This is a genomic window from Bifidobacterium sp. ESL0827 (assembly GCF_052606685.1).
The window spans coordinates 1,157,257-1,173,918 of the sequence record NZ_CP199597.1 but is presented as its reverse complement, the minus strand read 5'-3'; the positions used below and the strand labels follow the sequence as shown (position 1 = coordinate 1,173,918).

The 16,662-nt window shown below is 53.7% G+C and carries 13 protein-coding genes and 2 pseudogenes; 9 read left to right on the top strand and 6 right to left on the bottom strand.

Annotation, left to right across the window (positions count from 1 at the left end; translation table 11 throughout):
• Positions 1-63 precede the first annotated feature (63 nt).
• The 4 genes and pseudogenes from ACUIAI_RS04630 to ACUIAI_RS04615 all read left to right on the top strand — a co-directional run bounded on the left by ACUIAI_RS04630 (position 64) and on the right by ACUIAI_RS04615 (position 4,807).
• A pseudogene (locus tag ACUIAI_RS04630) lies at positions 64-1,243 on the top strand (IS1249 family transposase).
• A 269-nt stretch (positions 1,244-1,512) separates the two neighbouring features.
• Positions 1,513-2,244, top strand: coding sequence for an ABC transporter ATP-binding protein (locus ACUIAI_RS04625; RefSeq protein WP_445341681.1), 732 nt, complete (start codon positions 1,513-1,515; stop codon positions 2,242-2,244).
• Positions 2,241-4,277, top strand: a complete 2,037-nt coding sequence (locus ACUIAI_RS04620) for an ABC transporter permease (protein ID WP_033512067.1) — start codon at positions 2,241-2,243, stop codon at positions 4,275-4,277. Before ACUIAI_RS04625 ends, ACUIAI_RS04620 begins: the two co-directional genes overlap by 4 nt.
• 44 nt (positions 4,278-4,321) lie before the next feature.
• Entirely contained in the window at positions 4,322-4,807 is a 486-nt protein-coding gene (locus ACUIAI_RS04615; RefSeq protein ID WP_445341680.1) for an ABC transporter transmembrane domain-containing protein, read from the top strand.
• Here ACUIAI_RS04615 and ACUIAI_RS04610 read toward each other — a convergent pair.
• The 3 genes and pseudogenes from ACUIAI_RS04610 to ACUIAI_RS04600 all read right to left on the bottom strand — a co-directional run bounded on the left by ACUIAI_RS04610 (position 4,782) and on the right by ACUIAI_RS04600 (position 7,333).
• Positions 4,782-5,961 (bottom strand): annotated as a pseudogene (locus ACUIAI_RS04610) (IS1249 family transposase). The gene ACUIAI_RS04615 and the pseudogene ACUIAI_RS04610 overlap by 26 nt on opposite strands.
• 124 nt (positions 5,962-6,085) lie before the next feature.
• Positions 6,086-6,766 carry a tyrosine-type recombinase/integrase gene (locus ACUIAI_RS04605; RefSeq protein WP_445341679.1) on the bottom strand — a complete coding sequence of 227 codons (681 nt, stop codon included), beginning with the start codon at positions 6,764-6,766 and terminating at the stop codon, positions 6,086-6,088.
• Between the two features lie 402 nt (positions 6,767-7,168).
• On the bottom strand, positions 7,169-7,333 hold the full coding sequence (locus ACUIAI_RS04600; RefSeq protein ID WP_368041648.1) for a hypothetical protein: 165 nt from the start codon (positions 7,331-7,333) through the stop codon (positions 7,169-7,171).
• On the opposite strand from ACUIAI_RS04600, the gene ACUIAI_RS04595 reads away from it, so the two are divergent.
• The 5 genes from ACUIAI_RS04595 to ACUIAI_RS04575 all read left to right on the top strand — a co-directional run bounded on the left by ACUIAI_RS04595 (position 7,256) and on the right by ACUIAI_RS04575 (position 12,248).
• Positions 7,256-7,621 carry a nucleotide disphospho-sugar-binding domain-containing protein gene (locus ACUIAI_RS04595; protein ID WP_368041646.1) on the top strand — a complete coding sequence of 122 codons (366 nt, stop codon included), beginning with the start codon at positions 7,256-7,258 and terminating at the stop codon, positions 7,619-7,621. The genes ACUIAI_RS04600 and ACUIAI_RS04595 overlap by 78 nt on opposite strands.
• Positions 7,622-8,003: 382 nt before the next feature.
• Positions 8,004-8,543, top strand: a complete 540-nt coding sequence (locus ACUIAI_RS04590; RefSeq protein ID WP_211121081.1) for a gluconokinase — start codon at positions 8,004-8,006, stop codon at positions 8,541-8,543.
• A 126-nt stretch (positions 8,544-8,669) separates the two neighbouring features.
• Complete coding sequence (locus tag ACUIAI_RS04585) at positions 8,670-9,833, top strand: Gfo/Idh/MocA family protein (protein WP_445341678.1); 1,164 nt, start codon at positions 8,670-8,672, stop codon at positions 9,831-9,833.
• A 6-nt stretch (positions 9,834-9,839) separates the two neighbouring features.
• A complete protein-coding gene (locus ACUIAI_RS04580) occupies positions 9,840-10,718 on the top strand; it encodes a sugar phosphate isomerase/epimerase family protein (protein ID WP_254477337.1) in 879 nt (292 codons plus the stop codon).
• Positions 10,719-10,757: 39 nt separating this feature from the next.
• Positions 10,758-12,248, top strand: a complete 1,491-nt coding sequence (locus ACUIAI_RS04575) for a GntP family permease (protein ID WP_445341677.1) — start codon at positions 10,758-10,760, stop codon at positions 12,246-12,248.
• 128 nt (positions 12,249-12,376) lie between these two features.
• On the opposite strand, the gene ACUIAI_RS04570 is transcribed toward ACUIAI_RS04575, so the two are convergent.
• From ACUIAI_RS04570 to ACUIAI_RS04560, 3 genes are all read right to left on the bottom strand, one after another.
• Positions 12,377-12,655 (bottom strand): FadR/GntR family transcriptional regulator, encoded by a 279-nt coding sequence (locus tag ACUIAI_RS04570; protein WP_445342814.1) that lies wholly within the window; start codon positions 12,653-12,655, stop codon positions 12,377-12,379.
• A gap of 681 nt (positions 12,656-13,336) precedes the next feature.
• On the bottom strand, positions 13,337-14,077 hold the full coding sequence (locus ACUIAI_RS04565; protein ID WP_445341676.1) for a glucose 1-dehydrogenase: 741 nt from the start codon (positions 14,075-14,077) through the stop codon (positions 13,337-13,339).
• A 1,107-nt stretch (positions 14,078-15,184) separates the two neighbouring features.
• Positions 15,185-16,477 carry an MFS transporter gene (locus ACUIAI_RS04560; RefSeq protein ID WP_445341675.1) on the bottom strand — a complete coding sequence of 431 codons (1,293 nt, stop codon included), beginning with the start codon at positions 16,475-16,477 and terminating at the stop codon, positions 15,185-15,187.
• Positions 16,478-16,662: the final 185 nt, after the last annotated feature.

The window sequence follows — 16,662 nt, the reverse complement described above, 5'->3', positions numbered from 1 at the left end:
TGTTAATAGGTCGGGTTGTTAATAGGGGTCTTGCAGGGGTGCCCGTTCCTGTTCGATTGGGGAATGAGAACCAGATCGAAGAGGGCCAGGCATTGCCCCATATGCCATGGGCGGATGCGCAAGCATGGGCGCAACAGATCAGGCACGCAGCGCTGGATGTGTCCGTCCTGCTCGATCACGTCCACCGCGCGCAGGCAGGACCGGGCCCGCGCCGCGCAGTTGAGGGAGTTCCTGGACTGGCTGCTGACGGGCAGGACCCAGGAACAGATGGGGGCCATGGGCGCCAGGGCCTGGCGTAAACGGGTCGGCTGGTGCTGGAACATCAAGCCGGCAATCACACCGGACGGGGTGGTCCATCACACGCTCATGGCCGACGGCACGTATATGGCACACGGCTGGTGCCTCCTGATAGCGATCGACGGGCAGACGGGCCAGGTCATCGACTGGCAGTGGTGCCATCAGGAGAACACGGCGGCCTACACGGCCCTGTTCTCCCGCATCCCCGGGCCCGACGTGCTCATCACCGACGGCCTTCGCGGCGTGCAGAAAGCCTGCCATGCCTGCTGGCCGGGCACGCGCATCCAACGGCACGCGCATCCAACGCTGCCTGGTGCACGTGCAACGCAACACCAAAACCGACCTGACACTCAAACCACGACTTCAGGCCGGCAAGGAACTCAAGCGACTCTCCGACCAGCTCACCCGGGTCCATACCATCGAGGAAGCGGTGCGTTGGGGTGAGGCCTTGAACGCCTGGCACGAAAGATGGAAAACCCTCATCGACGAACGCACCATGGCCAAGGACGACCCAGCCAACCCCAAAGCCAGCCACCAATCCTGGTGGTGGACCCACCAGGAACTCCGCCGCTGCTACCGCAGGCTCGAACACCTCTTCCAAGACAGGCAGCTCTTCGCCTTCCTGGAACCCGAACTCACCGCCGGCGGGCCAGTGGAACGCACCACCAACCGGCTGGAAGGAGGAGTCAACTCACCCATCAAACGCACCCTCCTGCAACACCACGGCCTACCCGAGAGCCACATGAGACGCGCCTGCGAATGGCACTGCTACATGAAAACCGACAACCCCGACCCCGCCAGCCTGATCAGGGACGAACACCACCAGCCACAACCAGCACCCAAACGGGAAACCAGACAGGAACAGGACGAGCCCGAACACTACGGCACCGCCATCAACTGGAACGAGTTCCACACACCAGTCAGATACCCCAACACCACACTCTGACCAACACACAACCAAACCCACACACAGAACCTAAAACAACGCGTTTAGTTCCTATAGGCCCTAAATTAGGTATGCCCTTAGCGCATACGAATCGTACTTTACAATAACTTTTGACTTATTGCATCTTTTGTCAATAATTTATGGAAGACTTTTAACCGTCACGCAAGCAATACTTGTATTGCGTCTCAGTGTAAAGTTCGCTGTAGCTTTTCGCGTTGTGGATTCGTATGGTGCTCGGGGTTTCGTCGGGCTGTGGATTGGGGTTGGGTATGGCTGGTGAGTTTCTGTCCCTTGAGGGTGTCTCCTATCATTACGGTTCGGGCGGGGCCGGCATCACCGACGTGTCCCTGCAATGCCCGCCTGGGTCGTGGACGGCGATCATGGGGCCCTCGGGCGCGGGCAAGTCGACCCTGCTGAATTGCGCCTCGGGCCTGCTGCCGGTCGACCAGGGCTTGGTGCACATCGGGCAGCATGACCTGGCCCGGATGGGAGAGGCCGACCTGACACGTGTCAGGCGTGACCTGATCGGGTTCGTGTTTCAGGACTACAACCTCGTCGAAGCGTTCACATGCCTGCAGAACGTGATGCTGTCCTTCCTCTTCGGCGGGCCGCGCATCGAGGTCGACGACGCCGTGCGGGCCCTGCAGGCGGTGGGTCTGGATGGTTTCGCCGACGTCTATCCCTCGGACATGTCGGGCGGGCAGCAGCAGCGTGTGGCGGTGGCCAGGGCTTTGGCCTCGAGGCCCTCGGTCGTCTTTGCCGACGAGCCGACGGGCGCCCTGGACACCGCCGGCTCCCAGCTGGTGCTGGACGCCTTCGGCCAGGTGGCGGCGCGGGGGTCCACGGTGCTGATGGTGACCCACGACCCGGATGTGGCGGCCCGTGCTGGCAGCACCGTGTTCCTGGTCGACGGCCGCATCCACTCGGTGTGGTCGGGCTGCACGGCCGAGCAGCTGGCCATGCACCTGGCCGAGACCACGTTGAGCGGGGCCGACCGGTGAGCGCGGGCATGGCCTCCCCGGCCCAGCAGGCGAGCCGACCCTGGCGCAAGCGGCCAACAAGGGCCAGCCTGTCCTTCTCCCTGGTCAGGGCCCACCGCTCCTCCTACTGGATCATGTGCCTGGCCGTGTTCGCCGCCACGACCCTGTCCTGCGCGACCCTGCAGGCACGTCAGGCGGGCCTGGCCTACGACGGCCTGCACGGCCTGGAGGGCCTGAACGCCTACCACCGCATTCTGACCAAGGCCTACTACGACCTGGCATTGAACACTGTGTCGCTGATCGCGCTGGTGTTCTGCCTGCTGGTGACGGTGTTCCTGGTCCTGTCATCGGTGTCCTTCCTGGTCCAGGAAAGGCGCCGGGAATACGGCCTGATGCGGCTCAACGGCGCCTCGGGCAAACAGGTCGTGGCCATGGCCCTGCGAGAGTTCTCCCTGCCCCTGGCCCTGGCCGACGCCGCGGGATGCCTGGCCGGATCCCTGCTGACCGTTCCTGTGGGCATGGCCTTCATAAGGGCCATGGGCACCACGGACATCGACCTGCTCTTCCACCCCAGGGCCCGCCTGTGGGTGGCGGCCGTGGCCTTCGCCCTGATGATGGCGGTCTGCCTGCTGGGCGTGTGGCTGGCCACGCGCAGGTTCGGGGCCGAGACCCCCCTGAAGCTGATGACACAACCGGCCGTCAAGGACAAAAAGGCCAGCCGGTTGCGGATCGTATGCTCCCTGGCCCTGTTCCTAGCCTCTATCACGGTCGCCTTCATGCCGGTCGACCGCTCGGAGTTCTACGACCGGCTGCTGGGCTTGATCGTCCTACTGATAATCACCGTGTACGTGGCCGCCCCCCTGCTGGTCCCCCCGGTAGCATCCCTGCTGGGCCTGCTGGCCGAAAAAACCGCGGCCGGACCGGGCCTGCTGGCCCGGCAACGGGTCCGCAGGGGCAGGGCAGGCGCCACGGCCATAGCGTTGCCGGCCATGATGGCGCTGACCATTCTGGTCTCCTTCATCCTCATCATGCAGGCGGGCCGCATGAGCTCGGTGGTGCTCAGCATCGAGCCCATGAAGGCCGACGTGGTGGCCTCCTCGGACGACCTGTCCCAGGCCGGCAGGATCTCGCGCACGCTGCAGGGGCTCGGACGGGAGGTCGGCACAGCCGACATCTACCAGACCCAGCAATGGGTCCTGACCGACAAGCACGGAAACATCCAGATGGACACCTTCCCCCAGGTCACCTGGGCCCAGGCCCGTGACCTGGCCGACCCCAGCCACAAGGACACCGCCCCCAAGGTGCTCCAGGGCAGCCTGGCCGACCTGGGCGCCGGCAAGGTGGCCATAAGCAGAGCATACGACAACCAGCGCAAGCCGGGCGACACGATCACCCTCATCGACCGCCACGACAAAAGACACCAGGTCCAGGTCGTGGCCGTCATCGAGCCGCCCAAGACCACCCCCCACGTGAACATGGACATGCTCACGACCGAGGATGGCCTGCCCAGGGAGGGCGAGAACGGCCGACTGTACGCCTTCATCACCGCCCGCGACCACACCCAGGCCGACGACATAGCCCAACAGATAAGGGACACCACCCACAAGATCACCGCCTTGAACAGGCAGGACTTCATCGACGACTACATCAAGACCAGCATCAAGGAGCAGCAGGGAACACCGCTCATGATAGCCGGCGGCACCATCCTGGCCCTGATATTCCTCGTCCAATCTATAGCCATAGGAATCAGCGAACGACGCATGCAGAACCGGCGCCTCAACCAGATGGGCGTCACCCGCGGCGCCCTCGCCTGGTCAGCGGCCATCGAGACCACACTCGACGTCACCGCCGGCATCATCCTCTCCCTCGTCGCCGTGGCCATCACCGAGGCATCCGTGGCGATAAGCTTCGTCCGGGACGGGGTCGGCATACAACACACACCCATCATCGCAGACATCTTCCTACCCATGTCCCTCCTGCTCCTGGCCGTCGCCATAGCCACCACCATCCTCTGCACACGCCTCACCCACAAGAACCAACCCACAAAACACTAGAGGCCAGGCCAACCATGAACTTTATCCACGTCGTCAGGAAATACATGCCGGGGCACATTCTTGCATACACGGCAAGCCTTCTGCTGGGAATCCTCGCACAAGCGGTCGTCCTGCTGCAACCACAGCTCAGCGGAGCCCTCATAGACGGCGTGCAACAACACAAAGCAATCGTATTAATCGCGGTGCAATTGGGAATACTGTTCATTCTTGGCGCTGTATTGACAGCAATCCAGCAAGCCATACTAGGCACAATAGGGGAGAAATCATTATATTCCATTCGCAACAGCATGGTCGACAAGTTTTTCCGGATGAGTTTGCTTGATAGGGAACAGAAACCTCCGGCCTGGTATTCGCAAAGAGTTTCCAATGATGCCGCTTTGATAAAGTCGGTTCCATCGCAATTCCTCTCACTGGTGCAAGGAATAATCCTGATTGTAGGTTCAGGGCCTATAGGAACTAAACGCGTTGTTTTAGGTTCTGTGTGTGGGTTTGGTTGTGTGTTGGTCAGAGTGTGGTGTTGGGGTATCTGACTGGTGTGTGGAACTCGTTCCAGTTGATGGCGGTGCCGTAGTGTTCGGGCTCGTCCTGTTCCTGTCTGGTTTCCCGTTTGGGTGCTGGTTGTGGCTGGTGGTGTTCGTCCCTGATCAGGCTGGCGGGGTCGGGGTTGTCGGTTTTCATGTAGCAGTGCCATTCGCAGGCGCGTCTCATGTGGCTCTCGGGTAGGCCGTGGTGTTGCAGGAGGGTGCGTTTGATGGGTGAGTTGACTCCTCCTTCCAGCCGGTTGGTGGTGCGTTCCACTGGCCCGCCGGCGGTGAGTTCGGGTTCCAGGAAGGCGAAGAGCTGCCTGTCTTGGAAGAGGTGTTCGAGCCTGCGGTAGCAGCGGCGGAGTTCCTGGTGGGTCCACCACCAGGATTGGTGGCTGGCTTTGGGGTTGGCTGGGTCGTCCTTGGCCATGGTGCGTTCGTCGATGAGGGTTTTCCATCTTTCGTGCCAGGCGTTCAAGGCCTCACCCCAACGCACCGCTTCCTCGATGGTATGGACCCGGGTGAGCTGGTCGGAGAGTCGCTTGAGTTCCTTGCCGGCCTGAAGTCGTGGTTTGAGTGTCAGGTCGGTTTTGGTGTTGCGTTGCACGTGCACCAGGCAGCGTTGGATGCGCGTGCCGTTGGATGCGCGTGCCCGGCCAGCAGGCATGGCAGGCTTTCTGCACGCCGCGAAGGCCGTCGGTGATGAGCACGTCGGGCCCGGGGATGCGGGAGAACAGGGCCGTGTAGGCCGCCGTGTTCTCCTGATGGCACCACTGCCAGTCGATGACCTGGCCCGTCTGCCCGTCGATCGCTATCAGGAGGCACCAGCCGTGTGCCATATACGTGCCGTCGGCCATGAGCGTGTGATGGACCACCCCGTCCGGTGTGATTGCCGGCTTGATGTTCCAGCACCAGCCGACCCGTTTACGCCAGGCCCTGGCGCCCATGGCCCCCATCTGTTCCTGGGTCCTGCCCGTCAGCAGCCAGTCCAGGAACTCCCTCAACTGCGCGGCGCGGGCCCGGTCCTGCCTGCGCGCGGTGGACGTGATCGAGCAGGACGGACACATCCAGCGCTGCGTGCCTGATCTGTTGCGCCCATGCTTGCGCATCCGCCCATGGCATATGGGGCAATGCCTGGCCCTCTTCGATCTGGTTCTCATTCCCCAATCGAACAGGAACGGGCACCCCTGCAAGACCCCTATTAACAACCCGACCTATTAACAACCACCCAACACGCTTACAGCCACAAGGCCAAACCCCCAACATAAACAACGCGTTTAGTTCCTATAGCCCCAGGATCTCGGCTACTTCATCCAGACGGTCAGGCCAGAGCGACGCATACACATTCAAAGTATGCTGGCATCCGCATGATTCCAGGTGTTTTGGACCGTTTTCACGTCTGCCCCTGCAGCGATGGATAGAGATGCGAAAGTGTGGCCGAGACTTATGTATCGTGAGCCCAGGTAGCTCAAGTCCGTTCCTGGCCACCGCTTTCACCCAGATGCGGTTATACCAGTTCTTTATGTTGATGTGCTCTCCGCGTTTGGGGAGGAAAACGAAGGCATCTGGTGGTAGCCCTGAACAGACCCTTTTGAGGGGGACGACGAGGAAGCGGGGAATCGCAACACGCCTGCGTTCCCAAGTTTTCGAAGATCCTAGGACCGGTTTGCCTTTGTCATCTTCCTTCCAGGTTCGTAGGACACTGGCCCGCCGCTTCTCAAAGTCCATATCTGAGACTCTCAGCGCTGTTGCCTCGCCGATCCGCGGACCCACATATGCGAGGAATCGAACTAGAGTACTTGATATGGCTGGATCAATCTTGTCTGCTTCCTCTGCCAGGTTTTCTACTTTCGCATAGGTCAGATATATCTGTTCGACTGTGACCTGTTTGCGAGGGAGTGTGATTCCTGACAGTGGGTCGATGGTAAGCCACCGGCGTTTAGGGGCTACCGTATACCGTAGCACGCTGCCGAAAGTAACTTCCGCTGTGCTGGGAATGCTGTTGGGTGACAGTGGCTTGGGGTTTGTGGGTGGTACTGAACTCGCAAGGGACTTCGCCTTTGTTGAGATCCTCGATCCAGGTGTTTATGTCCGTCTCCGTTACGGCGTTCACTGCACGTTGCTGCATCGTGGAAGCATATACTTCTTCTGTTCGCCGACAATATCGATTGATGCTTGATGCCTTCAGGTTATGCTTCGAACTCAGCTAGTCCTTGGCTGCCTCCCTGAAAGTAATTCTTCTGAGTGTGTCCGGTACGTACTTGCCGCTTCTCAGATCCCCTTCGACTGCATCCCTGTATGATTAGGCATCATCCAGCTTGGGGATATGCATCTTTGGGCAAGATATCAATACCTTCATGCCTTTTATCAGGCGGTGGTGGAAGCGTTCGGGACAGAGATGTCACGGTGGTGCTGTTGGTTGGCCGTGATTTCGACCAGGCAAAGTTGGGGCGGATTCCTGAGGATATATTCATCCACCAGTCTGTAGACCAGCTGACGGTCCTTGAGAGGGCTGACCTGTTCATCACGCATGGCGGCATGAACAGCGTGAACGAGGCTCTTTGCTACACGATGCCCATGGTGGTCGTTCCCATGGCCGATGATCAGCCGATGGTAGGGGCGAGAATCGCTGAGCTCGGGCTGGGAACGGTCGTGAGCCGAAGAAAGATCAACGGGCAGACACTAGGGCGTGCCGCCTCGAAGATTCTGGTAGACAAACAAATTGCCGACAATGTCAACAGTATCAGCGAGGACATGCGAAAGTCCGGCGGCAACGAGCAAATAGTCAAAGATCTGGATCACATCCTCAACCAAACCTGACCAACCCAACCCAGCAATCCGTGCGAAAAAAGATAGGACTAGCATCCCCACCAGGAAACCCTTGTGCCTGCTTATCATATCAACCATTTCCGCAAAAGAGACAGAGAAGTGTTGATCCTGCATTTAGGAGCTGATGAAGTTCGCTCGACCAGATAAGAGTAAAAGCACATTGAACAACGAGAAGATTTTTATCCAAAGTAGCTTGATCCTAGCATTTATACCGGTCTTCTGACTGCCTGCATGAATTTATTGCCTCACAAATGTGATGATTTTATATATTTGAATACTATCTGTATTCTATATAATCGCTTTTTTGACATATTCGTATGACATATGTATTCTCTTAATTACGAAAGGCAATTGCAAGGTCGCAAGGAGAAGAATGGTTGTACACGTCGTCATCATGGGTGTTGCAGGTTGTGGTAAGACCACGACAGGTGAGGCTGTGAGCAATCGATTAGGCTTTGTCATGGCAGAAGGTGATGATTTTCATTCTCAAGCCAACATTGAGAAAATGAGTCGTGGCATTCCACTCACAGATGAGGATCGTTGGCCTTGGTTGAGGGCCATCAACCGGTGGATGATTCGTTGCGATACTCAAGGAAAATCAACTGTGGTCTCCTGTTCGGCTCTTAAGCGTGCCTATCGTGACATTCTTCGAAATGACGTTCCGGTGCTTTTTGTGCATTTGTCAGGATCTTTGCAGCTGATTGCCGACAGGCTCGCCAAACGGACTGGCCATTACATGCCTGCATCCTTGCTGCCCAGTCAGTTTGCTGACCTAGAACCGTTGGAGGCTGATGAAACGGGCAGCACTGTATCAATTGACGGTACAGCGGATGAGGTTGCAGACCACGTCGTTGATGTCATTGATGAATACCGTCGTGTATCAGAAGGAACTGATGCAGATCGGAAACATTGAAACTTGTGATGTGAACGCGACCTCATTTATGGCGCCCTCCGAGGGTGGCTACTGCCAAGTAAATGAAGTTCAAATAATACGACATCTCTACAGAAAGGAAAACAAAGTAATCAAAATGATGCAGACATGGTGAAATACATGGATGATGTCCATAAAAAGTATTGGCAATATACTCTGACAAGGGAGTCAATAATGACTACATTAAGAACAGCTATCATTGGTTGCGGCAAAGTCGCCGACTTTCACGCTAAGGCCTTCGTAAACCTGCCTGATTCGCAATTCGTGGCAGTGTACGATCGCAATCTTCAAAGAGCCCAGAAATTCGCTGAACCGTACAAGGTTCACGCTTACGATGACATTCGGGCGATGATCAGCAAAGAGCATATAGATGTTGTCAGCATCTGTACACCCCATCCGGCTCATGCGGCGCCGGCGATTGAAGCTATGAAGGCCGGTGCGCATATTCTCGTTGAAAAACCGATGGCTTCGTCTTTGGAGGATTGTGATGCCATGTTGGCTGTGGCTGAACAGGAGCACAAGAAAGTCGGAGTAATTTCGCAGCGTAGATTCTATAGACCATGTATGCGTATTAAGCAGGCGATTGATGCAGGGAAGATCGGCAAACCAGTGCTTGGCGCGGTTCGTATGCTTGGATGGAGAGACAAGCCATACTACGACAGTGATCCATGGCGGGGAACTTGGGATGGCGAAGGTGGCGGTGTTCTGGTGAACCAAGCTCCGCACCAACTTGATCTGCTGCTTTGGTACATGGGTGAGGTTGATGAGGTCTATGGCGTTTGGCGCAATTTCAATCACCCTTATATTGAGGTAGAGGACACAGCCGTCGCCGTGATCAAGTTCAAAAATGGCGCTTTAGGAAATGTTGTAGTCAGCAATTCCCAAAATCCCGCGTTGTACGGCAAGGTGCACGTGTATGGCGACAACGGCGCAGGGGTCGGCGTGCAGACCGATGGGGGAGCAATGTTCATCGCTGGAATGTCAACGATCACTGAACCCCCGTACAACGATTTATGGACCGTTGAAGACGAGGCCGATAAATTGGAATCTTGGAAGAAAGAGGACAGCGACTTCTTCAATAGCGTGGATTCTATGCACTATTATCATCAGCTGCAGGTCGAGGACTTCCTCAAGGCTGTCATCGAAGACGGCACGCCTTTAGTCGATGGATATGAAGGACGCCGAACGGTCGAGCTGTTTACCGCCATCTACCGGAGTACCAAGGGCGATGCTGTCATCAAGTTTCCCCTGCATGCCAGTCAGGATCGGTGATCGGTTATGAAACTTGGATTTAACGAAGCAACTTCTAGAGATTGTTCTGATTTATCAACCGATTTGAAATTATGCGAACGCGCAGGTTTTGATTCCATTGAAATCCGTTTGGACATGCTCAGGAACTACATGAAGGATCACGACCTTGATGAGCTATCAGATTTCTTCGCTACGAGCCATCTGAAGCCTCATGCAATGAATGCCCTCTATCTGTATGAGAAGCTATTCGCGCAAGACGATGATCCAGCCGAGCGAGAAACCGCCATGAACGATTTCAATCTGGCCTGTCGTGCAGCCCAGCATATCGGTTCCAGATATCTGATCGTGGTGGTGCCTCTGCATAGAAAGCCGGACCTTGAAGGCCCTTATGACGAGCCGTGGCCAGAGGTATTCTCCAACTGCGTTCGAATTCTGATGACCCTAGGGCAGATGGCTGCGCCATTCAAGGTGAATCTGTGCCTGGAATTGGTTGGACACGAATACAGCGCCGTTAGAACGGTAGAACGGGCTTGGGACATTGTCAAAGCAGTCGATATGAGCAATGTCGGTCTTTGCTTTGATGCATGCAACCTTTATCTTTATCATCATCTTCAGGATTTTTCTGTGATGGAGTTGGTGAATCCGGAGAAGATCTTCGACGTGCACATCAATGACGCGGATGATTCTCCCATGCAAGGATTGATGCAATCCAACAGGGTCTTCTGCGGAGAAGGAAATATAGATCTGATGGACTTCCTTCGTGTGCTTCAACGCCTCGATTACCAGGGCAATGTATCCATCGAGACATTCCGGCCCGAGTATTGGAGTCGTTCGCCGCAGTGGGTGGTGGATAATGCCTATCAGTCCACTCGATCAATGATGCAGAAGGCAGGTATCGTCTTCTAGCAATACCAGCTAACGATGCGGTGAGCAGGAAATGCGACTATGCCGTCGATTGCTGACCGCATCTTTAGAGGGGACAAGAACGTCAACATACCAGGAGGTACACCGTTGACACCGACAATTTTTCTTATAGTTTTGGTGCTAGCAGTCGCACTGCTTGTCTACACCACCATCAAGCTGAAGATTCATCCGGTCATTTCCCTGTTCGTCATAGCCGTAATACTGGGTTTGGTGCTCGGCGGCTCTCTTGGCGACACCATGGACAAGATCAATAAATACTTCGGATCCACTCTGGCGGGCATCGCCATTGTCATCATCTTCGGCGCCATTATCGCCATGGGTATCCAGGACACTGGTGCAGCCACAAAAATTACTAATTTCTTCATACGAATCTTCCGAGGCAAGCATCTTGAGCTTGCGCCATCCTCGGCTGCTTTCGTAATGACGTTGGCAGTGTTTGGAAATATTTCCGAGGTCCTGACCGCGCCGATTTCTGCCATCATAGCCAAGCGCAAGAAGATCACTATGGCGTTGATTGCGCCTCTGGTCTGTTTGGGATTGACACTGACCCACGGACTTGTTCCGACACATCCGGGGATTCTAGCAGTGAGCATCATGTTCAAGGCCAACATCGGCAAGGTGATGGTATGGGGCATCATCATCAGTTTCATCGCTTTCGTTGCCTCTTATCTCATCAGCAGACCCTTCTTGGGCAGAGAATACATCGCGCCAAATCCTGAATTCGCGGCTGGCTATGAGGAGGCGCCGGAAAACGCCCCGCTCGATCAGCTCTACATCAAGGAAGAAGGCACTCCTTCGACCTTCTGGTCTTTCATGCCTCTGATTGTGCCGCTGGTTCTGATAGCCGCCGGATCCTTGGGAACCCTTGGCGTGAAGAAAGGCAGCACAGCATATGCAGTTTTCAATTCCCTAGGCAACACCACATTTGCCCTTTTCGTAGGGGTCGTCCTGGTTGCTCTGCTGGTTGTCGGGCGCAAGAACAAGGTGCTCGCCAGCGCTCGCAAAAGCGATGCATCCTTGTCCGACAAGTCTTCTGCCTTGGAGATCACTATGAACAGCTGGGTGGGTCGTGCCATGAAGACCGCCATCGACCCATTGATCATGATTGGCATGGGAGGAGCCTTGGGCGGGATCCTTCAAGATAATGCCGTGGTCAAGCAACTAGGCGCCATGATTGTCAACCTCAGCGTTCCTGCGGTCATCATTCCCTTTGTGCTGGCGGCAGTGATGATGGGAGCCACAGGTTCTATGACCATTGCAGTCATGATCTCTGCATCACTGGTCAACCCTATGATGGGCGCTTTGGGATTGTCTCCGGTCGTCGCAACTCTTGCTATCGGCTGCGGCTCCATGGTATTCTGGCACGTCAATTGCAGCGGCTTCTGGATGATGACTTCGCTGTTCAATCTCAACACCAAACAGGGTCTCAAATATCTGACCACACTGAATGCCTTGGGGGGAATCATCGGTTTCGCTGTGCTTTGCGGAGCTAGCGCCCTGGGCTGGGTCTGATTAGACATTCTGGAATCTCGAATACCCAACGGGTCATTATCAGGTGCGGGCTAACCTGCATAAACAGGTGCCTGCACCTGTTTATGCCATAATTGCAGCTTCTTCATTCATTTGCAGAGTTTCAAGGTTCAGGCCTGTTCAGTTGTGGTCCGTACTTCGTCGACGATACGAGTCATGGCCTCTCTGGCAAGGTCAGGTTCTCCCTTCCATATCGCTTCTGCCGCCTGATCATGTGCCTCCAAGGCTTCCGGTCTGGGCTTGGCTGGGTACATGCCTAGTTCGACCCTGCTGGAGAGCATGGTGTTGACCAGCGGTGAAAGCGAGGCGAACAATTCATTGCCGCTGTATTTGAGGATTTCATCGTGAAATCGGATATCGAGCTGGTGAAATTCCTCTAATTTCCGGATTTCCCGTCTTTGTGCATTTTCATTGCTAGAACCGGCATCAAGGCACGAACTTCAGTCGGAGCCCTTCGTGCGGCATCTTCTGCAGCTATCGGTTCCACTGCCAAGCGTAGTTCAGTTAGGGAAAGCAGCTGTTCCTTACGATGAGAGGAATGTAATTCCCAACACATGACTTGCGTGTCCAATGAATTCCATTGATCAAGGCTCTTGGCAATGAGCCCCACCCTATTTTCTAATATTCACAGCTTGCACGGATTGCGACGTTTGTGCTGTCTCTCTGGCTATAATTCGGGAGACCGAAAAACGTTGCTGTATGTCTGCCAGGGTAATGCTCGTTGTAGGCGGCCAGCGTCCCTCGATAATGTCAATGGCAAGCAGCTCCGCAATATGAGCAGCATCGGGCCTGGCGGATTTTTTCGGTGTCACAGTGGCCGGATGCTCTGCTGCGGGACTTTTGCGAAGCACTCAGTGTTTTGCCGCTTCCCGTTCTTGTTGGTGACGTTTCAAGACTGCTGGTAGCGCTCATAATTTACAGATCATCAATATCATATGGCCGAAGAGAGTTCCTTCTGGGAATTTGGATAAGCGCAGGAAAGGTGTGCTGTAATAGGTGCCCGGCCGTCCAGCGTTTCATCATAATCTGGGCGGCCGCTGCTCAGGTTACTCTGGAGCAGAGTGTACTTGTTATTGCGCCGTATACCCGCCATCAACAACGAACTCGGATCCAGTTGAGAAGGAAGAATCATCACTGGCGAGGTATAGGGCCATATTGGCTATTTCGCGGGCTGAACCCAGTCGACCCATGGGGTGCAGCTTCTCTAGATCGCTGCGCATCTGGGGATAGGCATCGACCATGGGAGTGTGGGCGTATCCGGGATGAATGGAGTTGACCCGGATTGGGTATCCCTGCTGAGCGCAATAGAGGGCGGCCGACTTGGTCAGCAGCCGTACCGCGCCTTTGGCGGCGTTGTATGCGTACAGATTGGCTATGCCAATCAATCCTGCAATAGAGCACATATTAATGATGGAGCCGCCATGCTCCTTCATGTGCCCGATAGCATGTTTGACGCCCAGCATGACCCCATCCAAATCCACAGATAGAATTTTATGCCATTCGTCCATTTCAATATGCTCAGCGTCGTCAAAGAAGAGGATGCCCGCATTGTTGACCAGTACATTGGCTTCGCCAAACTTGTCGCGTGCGGCACTGAAGACAGGCTCCCAGCTGTCCTCCTTTGCGACATCTTGGGCTACGAAAGCTGCCTTGTCCCTGCCTATGGTGTCTAGGGCCTTCTGACCACCTTGCTCATCCAGATCGGTGATGACCACCTTGGCTCCCTCCTGCACGAACAGTTGTGCAGTTGACAGACCGAAGCCCTTGGCTCCTCCAGTAATAATTGCCACTTTACCGTCCAGTCGTGCCATGGTTGACCTCCTTGTTCATATGTGTGCGCCTTGCACACCCGCTCCATGTCTATGCTAGTCGTGTGGTCGATAGCTGGGTGGCTCCTCTATCATGCAAGCTTGAGCTGGATCAAGTGAGCCTGTCGGATTGGGGCCTGACGGATGAGCGCCCATATGGCAGATATAGGAAGAATCCGCTATAGTTGTCAAGTCTCCATGTGAGGTCCTGTTGGCTCCTGGGCCGACGCCAAGGTTGTGTTACTCACATCTGTAAGAAGATAAACGATAGGAATGACAGTAACTCCCAACTATAAATCCCCCCCCCCCCCCCCCCAGAATCCCATCTGTGCAACGTTGCGCAGGCGTGCTTATAGCCCAGGTATGAGCCCTTTATCGAGGGGATGGGTAGTCTGCAAATCTAGTCCAGAGGGGAATGTGTCAAAATTACGATATACAAAATCCAACTTTTCTGTCAGTTCAGCAGATGCGTATCCGCTGTTTTGAGAAACAAATAGAAATAATCATTGCATAATAAGTTATTCAAATACTTCGAAATCTAATAACGAGAAGCTGGACATCACAAATCATTGATACTGGCTGTCTTCAGGCAATTTGAAAAGAAATCAAGACCAATATCTAGTAAAACTCTATCGTTTTCGTTAAACTCGGGAAGATCCTTAAGCTCGCCCACAATCACAGTGCAGTGATTCAGCTCAAATAAGTATGGGCCTCTGAGCAAAAACCTTAGTAGTGAGCTAACGCTTATTGTTCCAGCCTGTTTTTCGAGCAATGACATGAATGACACAGGAGATGAGAACTAAATTCCGTCTGGAACCACCCAATATAGTTTCGAAACATGACCTACTTATATAGCAAAATATAACCAGTTAGAATATCTGTAGAACCCTCATATTGATATAAGAAACTATCTCTTCTTCTGAGTCGAACCAATCTGAATGATTCTCACTGGAGAGAAATCTATATTTTCTTTCTTTTGCAGTCCAGCTTCAATCCAAATGAACTTCTAAATGGATGCAAGTACCTTGGTGGACATTATATTGATCCCACGGTTTTAAAACTGAATTATGATTATCGACTAAATGCTGTTTCTCACCAGGCAGCATAAGGCTAAACCTTTTCTACTCGATGTCGAATCATAGTCAATCCCGCAAAAATTCCTGCGCCTATTAGACTAGCTGCCGCTAGAATTGCGGTATTCGTAGGACCGACTAAGTCTGATAACCAGCCGGTTAGAGATCCTCCGATTAGATATCCGACCGTACCTACCGCGCCTATAGTGGACATCACAGAAGCTCTATATTCATTGGGGGAGAGAACTTGCTCAAGTAATTCTTCAATTACATTGGCAATTGTGTAGAATAAAGAAAATACAAAAAAGCTGCAGAAAGCGAAAATCAGAGATTGACCGCTCAATGCAAACGCGCAGAAGGCTATTCCAGAAGCGATGAGGGACATTGGCAAACTATTTATTGCTGATCGGGTATTTGAGGAAAAAGGTGCAGCTAGTGCTGCTCCAATAAGTGCCCCAATGGATCCAATCGTATTCAAATACCCGTAAACAGAGTTTGGAGCATGTAACACCGTACGGGTAAAAACGACGAGTAAAGTTTCTTGTAGTCCGAGGCCGAACCAAAGTGCAAGAACAACAATGGACAGGGCAGCAAGAAGTCGTTCCTTTTTGATAAGGCCTAAAACGTTTTTTAATCGAATGTTGGTTGAAGAAATTATCCTTTTTAACTTAACCCAGAAGGAAATACTATGACTTTCCCGAAAACCATTGTGTGAATCGACAGTTCGCTTCGAATTATGTTCCTCATGTGAATAGCAACCGTCAAGCGAAGCAGCAATTAAGCTACCAAAAGCAGCAACCGCAAATGCAGCGATACTGTTGAAATTGGTGAGCAAACCGGCAAGGGCGCCTGAGGCGATACCTGCAGCATTGATCATGAAAGATAAAACAGAATTGAGAACTGACAGTTTTGAATCTGAAACTAGTTCAGCAGCTTTTGCATATCGCGCTGGCTTCATAACCGCAGCTATACTTGTTATAACAAAAGCAAGAATAAATGAAACAGCAATGTTATGGTTAAATGCGAGCAACAAACAACAAAGAGCTCGTAGCGTTCCGCCCACTGCTAAAACAATTCTGCGATTATATTTGTCAGCTATACCAGAAAGCAGCGGAGCTACGATTAAATTTGGCATAAAGGTAACTAAAAAAAGGGCACTGACCGCTAGTGGCGACGATCCCGAAATATCGTATACATGAATGGTCAGTAAGAGATTAACGATTCCACCGACAAGACTGGTAAAGAAAGCACCAAGCGACAATGTAACCAATGGTTTGTGTCTCAAAACGTCTTTGAGGGCTATGAATGTTGTCGCTGCTTTACTTAACATGTGGCATACATCCTTCGTCTACTTATGGCTCAGTCAGCAGAATGTTGTTAACCTTCAAGGATTTCATCGTGTGGAATTCAAATTCCTTAATAAATAATATTATGCCTTCCGTGATTTGTTTATCTCTGATTTCAAAATGGCCGATTTGGGTCTAGTAAAATCCGCGCTTCGGCTCAGTACCGTAT

Excerpts from the sequence above, each read along its gene's own strand:
- ACUIAI_RS04600 (WP_368041648.1), bottom strand. The coding sequence starts at position 7,333 with ATGCGTGATGAACAGGTCAGCCCTCTCAAGGACCGTCAGCTGGTCTAC.
- ACUIAI_RS04565 (WP_445341676.1), bottom strand. The coding sequence starts at position 14,077 with ATGGCACGACTGGACGGTAAAGTGGCAATTATTACTGGAGGAGCCAAG.
- ACUIAI_RS04560 (WP_445341675.1), bottom strand. The coding sequence starts at position 16,477 with ATGTTAAGTAAAGCAGCGACAACATTCATAGCCCTCAAAGACGTTTTG.
- ACUIAI_RS04590 (WP_211121081.1), top strand. The coding sequence starts at position 8,004 with ATGGTTGTACACGTCGTCATCATGGGTGTTGCAGGTTGTGGTAAGACC.
- ACUIAI_RS04585 (WP_445341678.1), top strand. The coding sequence starts at position 8,670 with ATGGTGAAATACATGGATGATGTCCATAAAAAGTATTGGCAATATACT.
- ACUIAI_RS04625 (WP_445341681.1), top strand. The coding sequence starts at position 1,513 with ATGGCTGGTGAGTTTCTGTCCCTTGAGGGTGTCTCCTATCATTACGGT.
- ACUIAI_RS04615 (WP_445341680.1), top strand. The coding sequence starts at position 4,322 with ATGCCGGGGCACATTCTTGCATACACGGCAAGCCTTCTGCTGGGAATC.
- ACUIAI_RS04575 (WP_445341677.1), top strand. The coding sequence starts at position 10,758 with ATGCCGTCGATTGCTGACCGCATCTTTAGAGGGGACAAGAACGTCAAC.
- ACUIAI_RS04580 (WP_254477337.1), top strand. The coding sequence starts at position 9,840 with ATGAAACTTGGATTTAACGAAGCAACTTCTAGAGATTGTTCTGATTTA.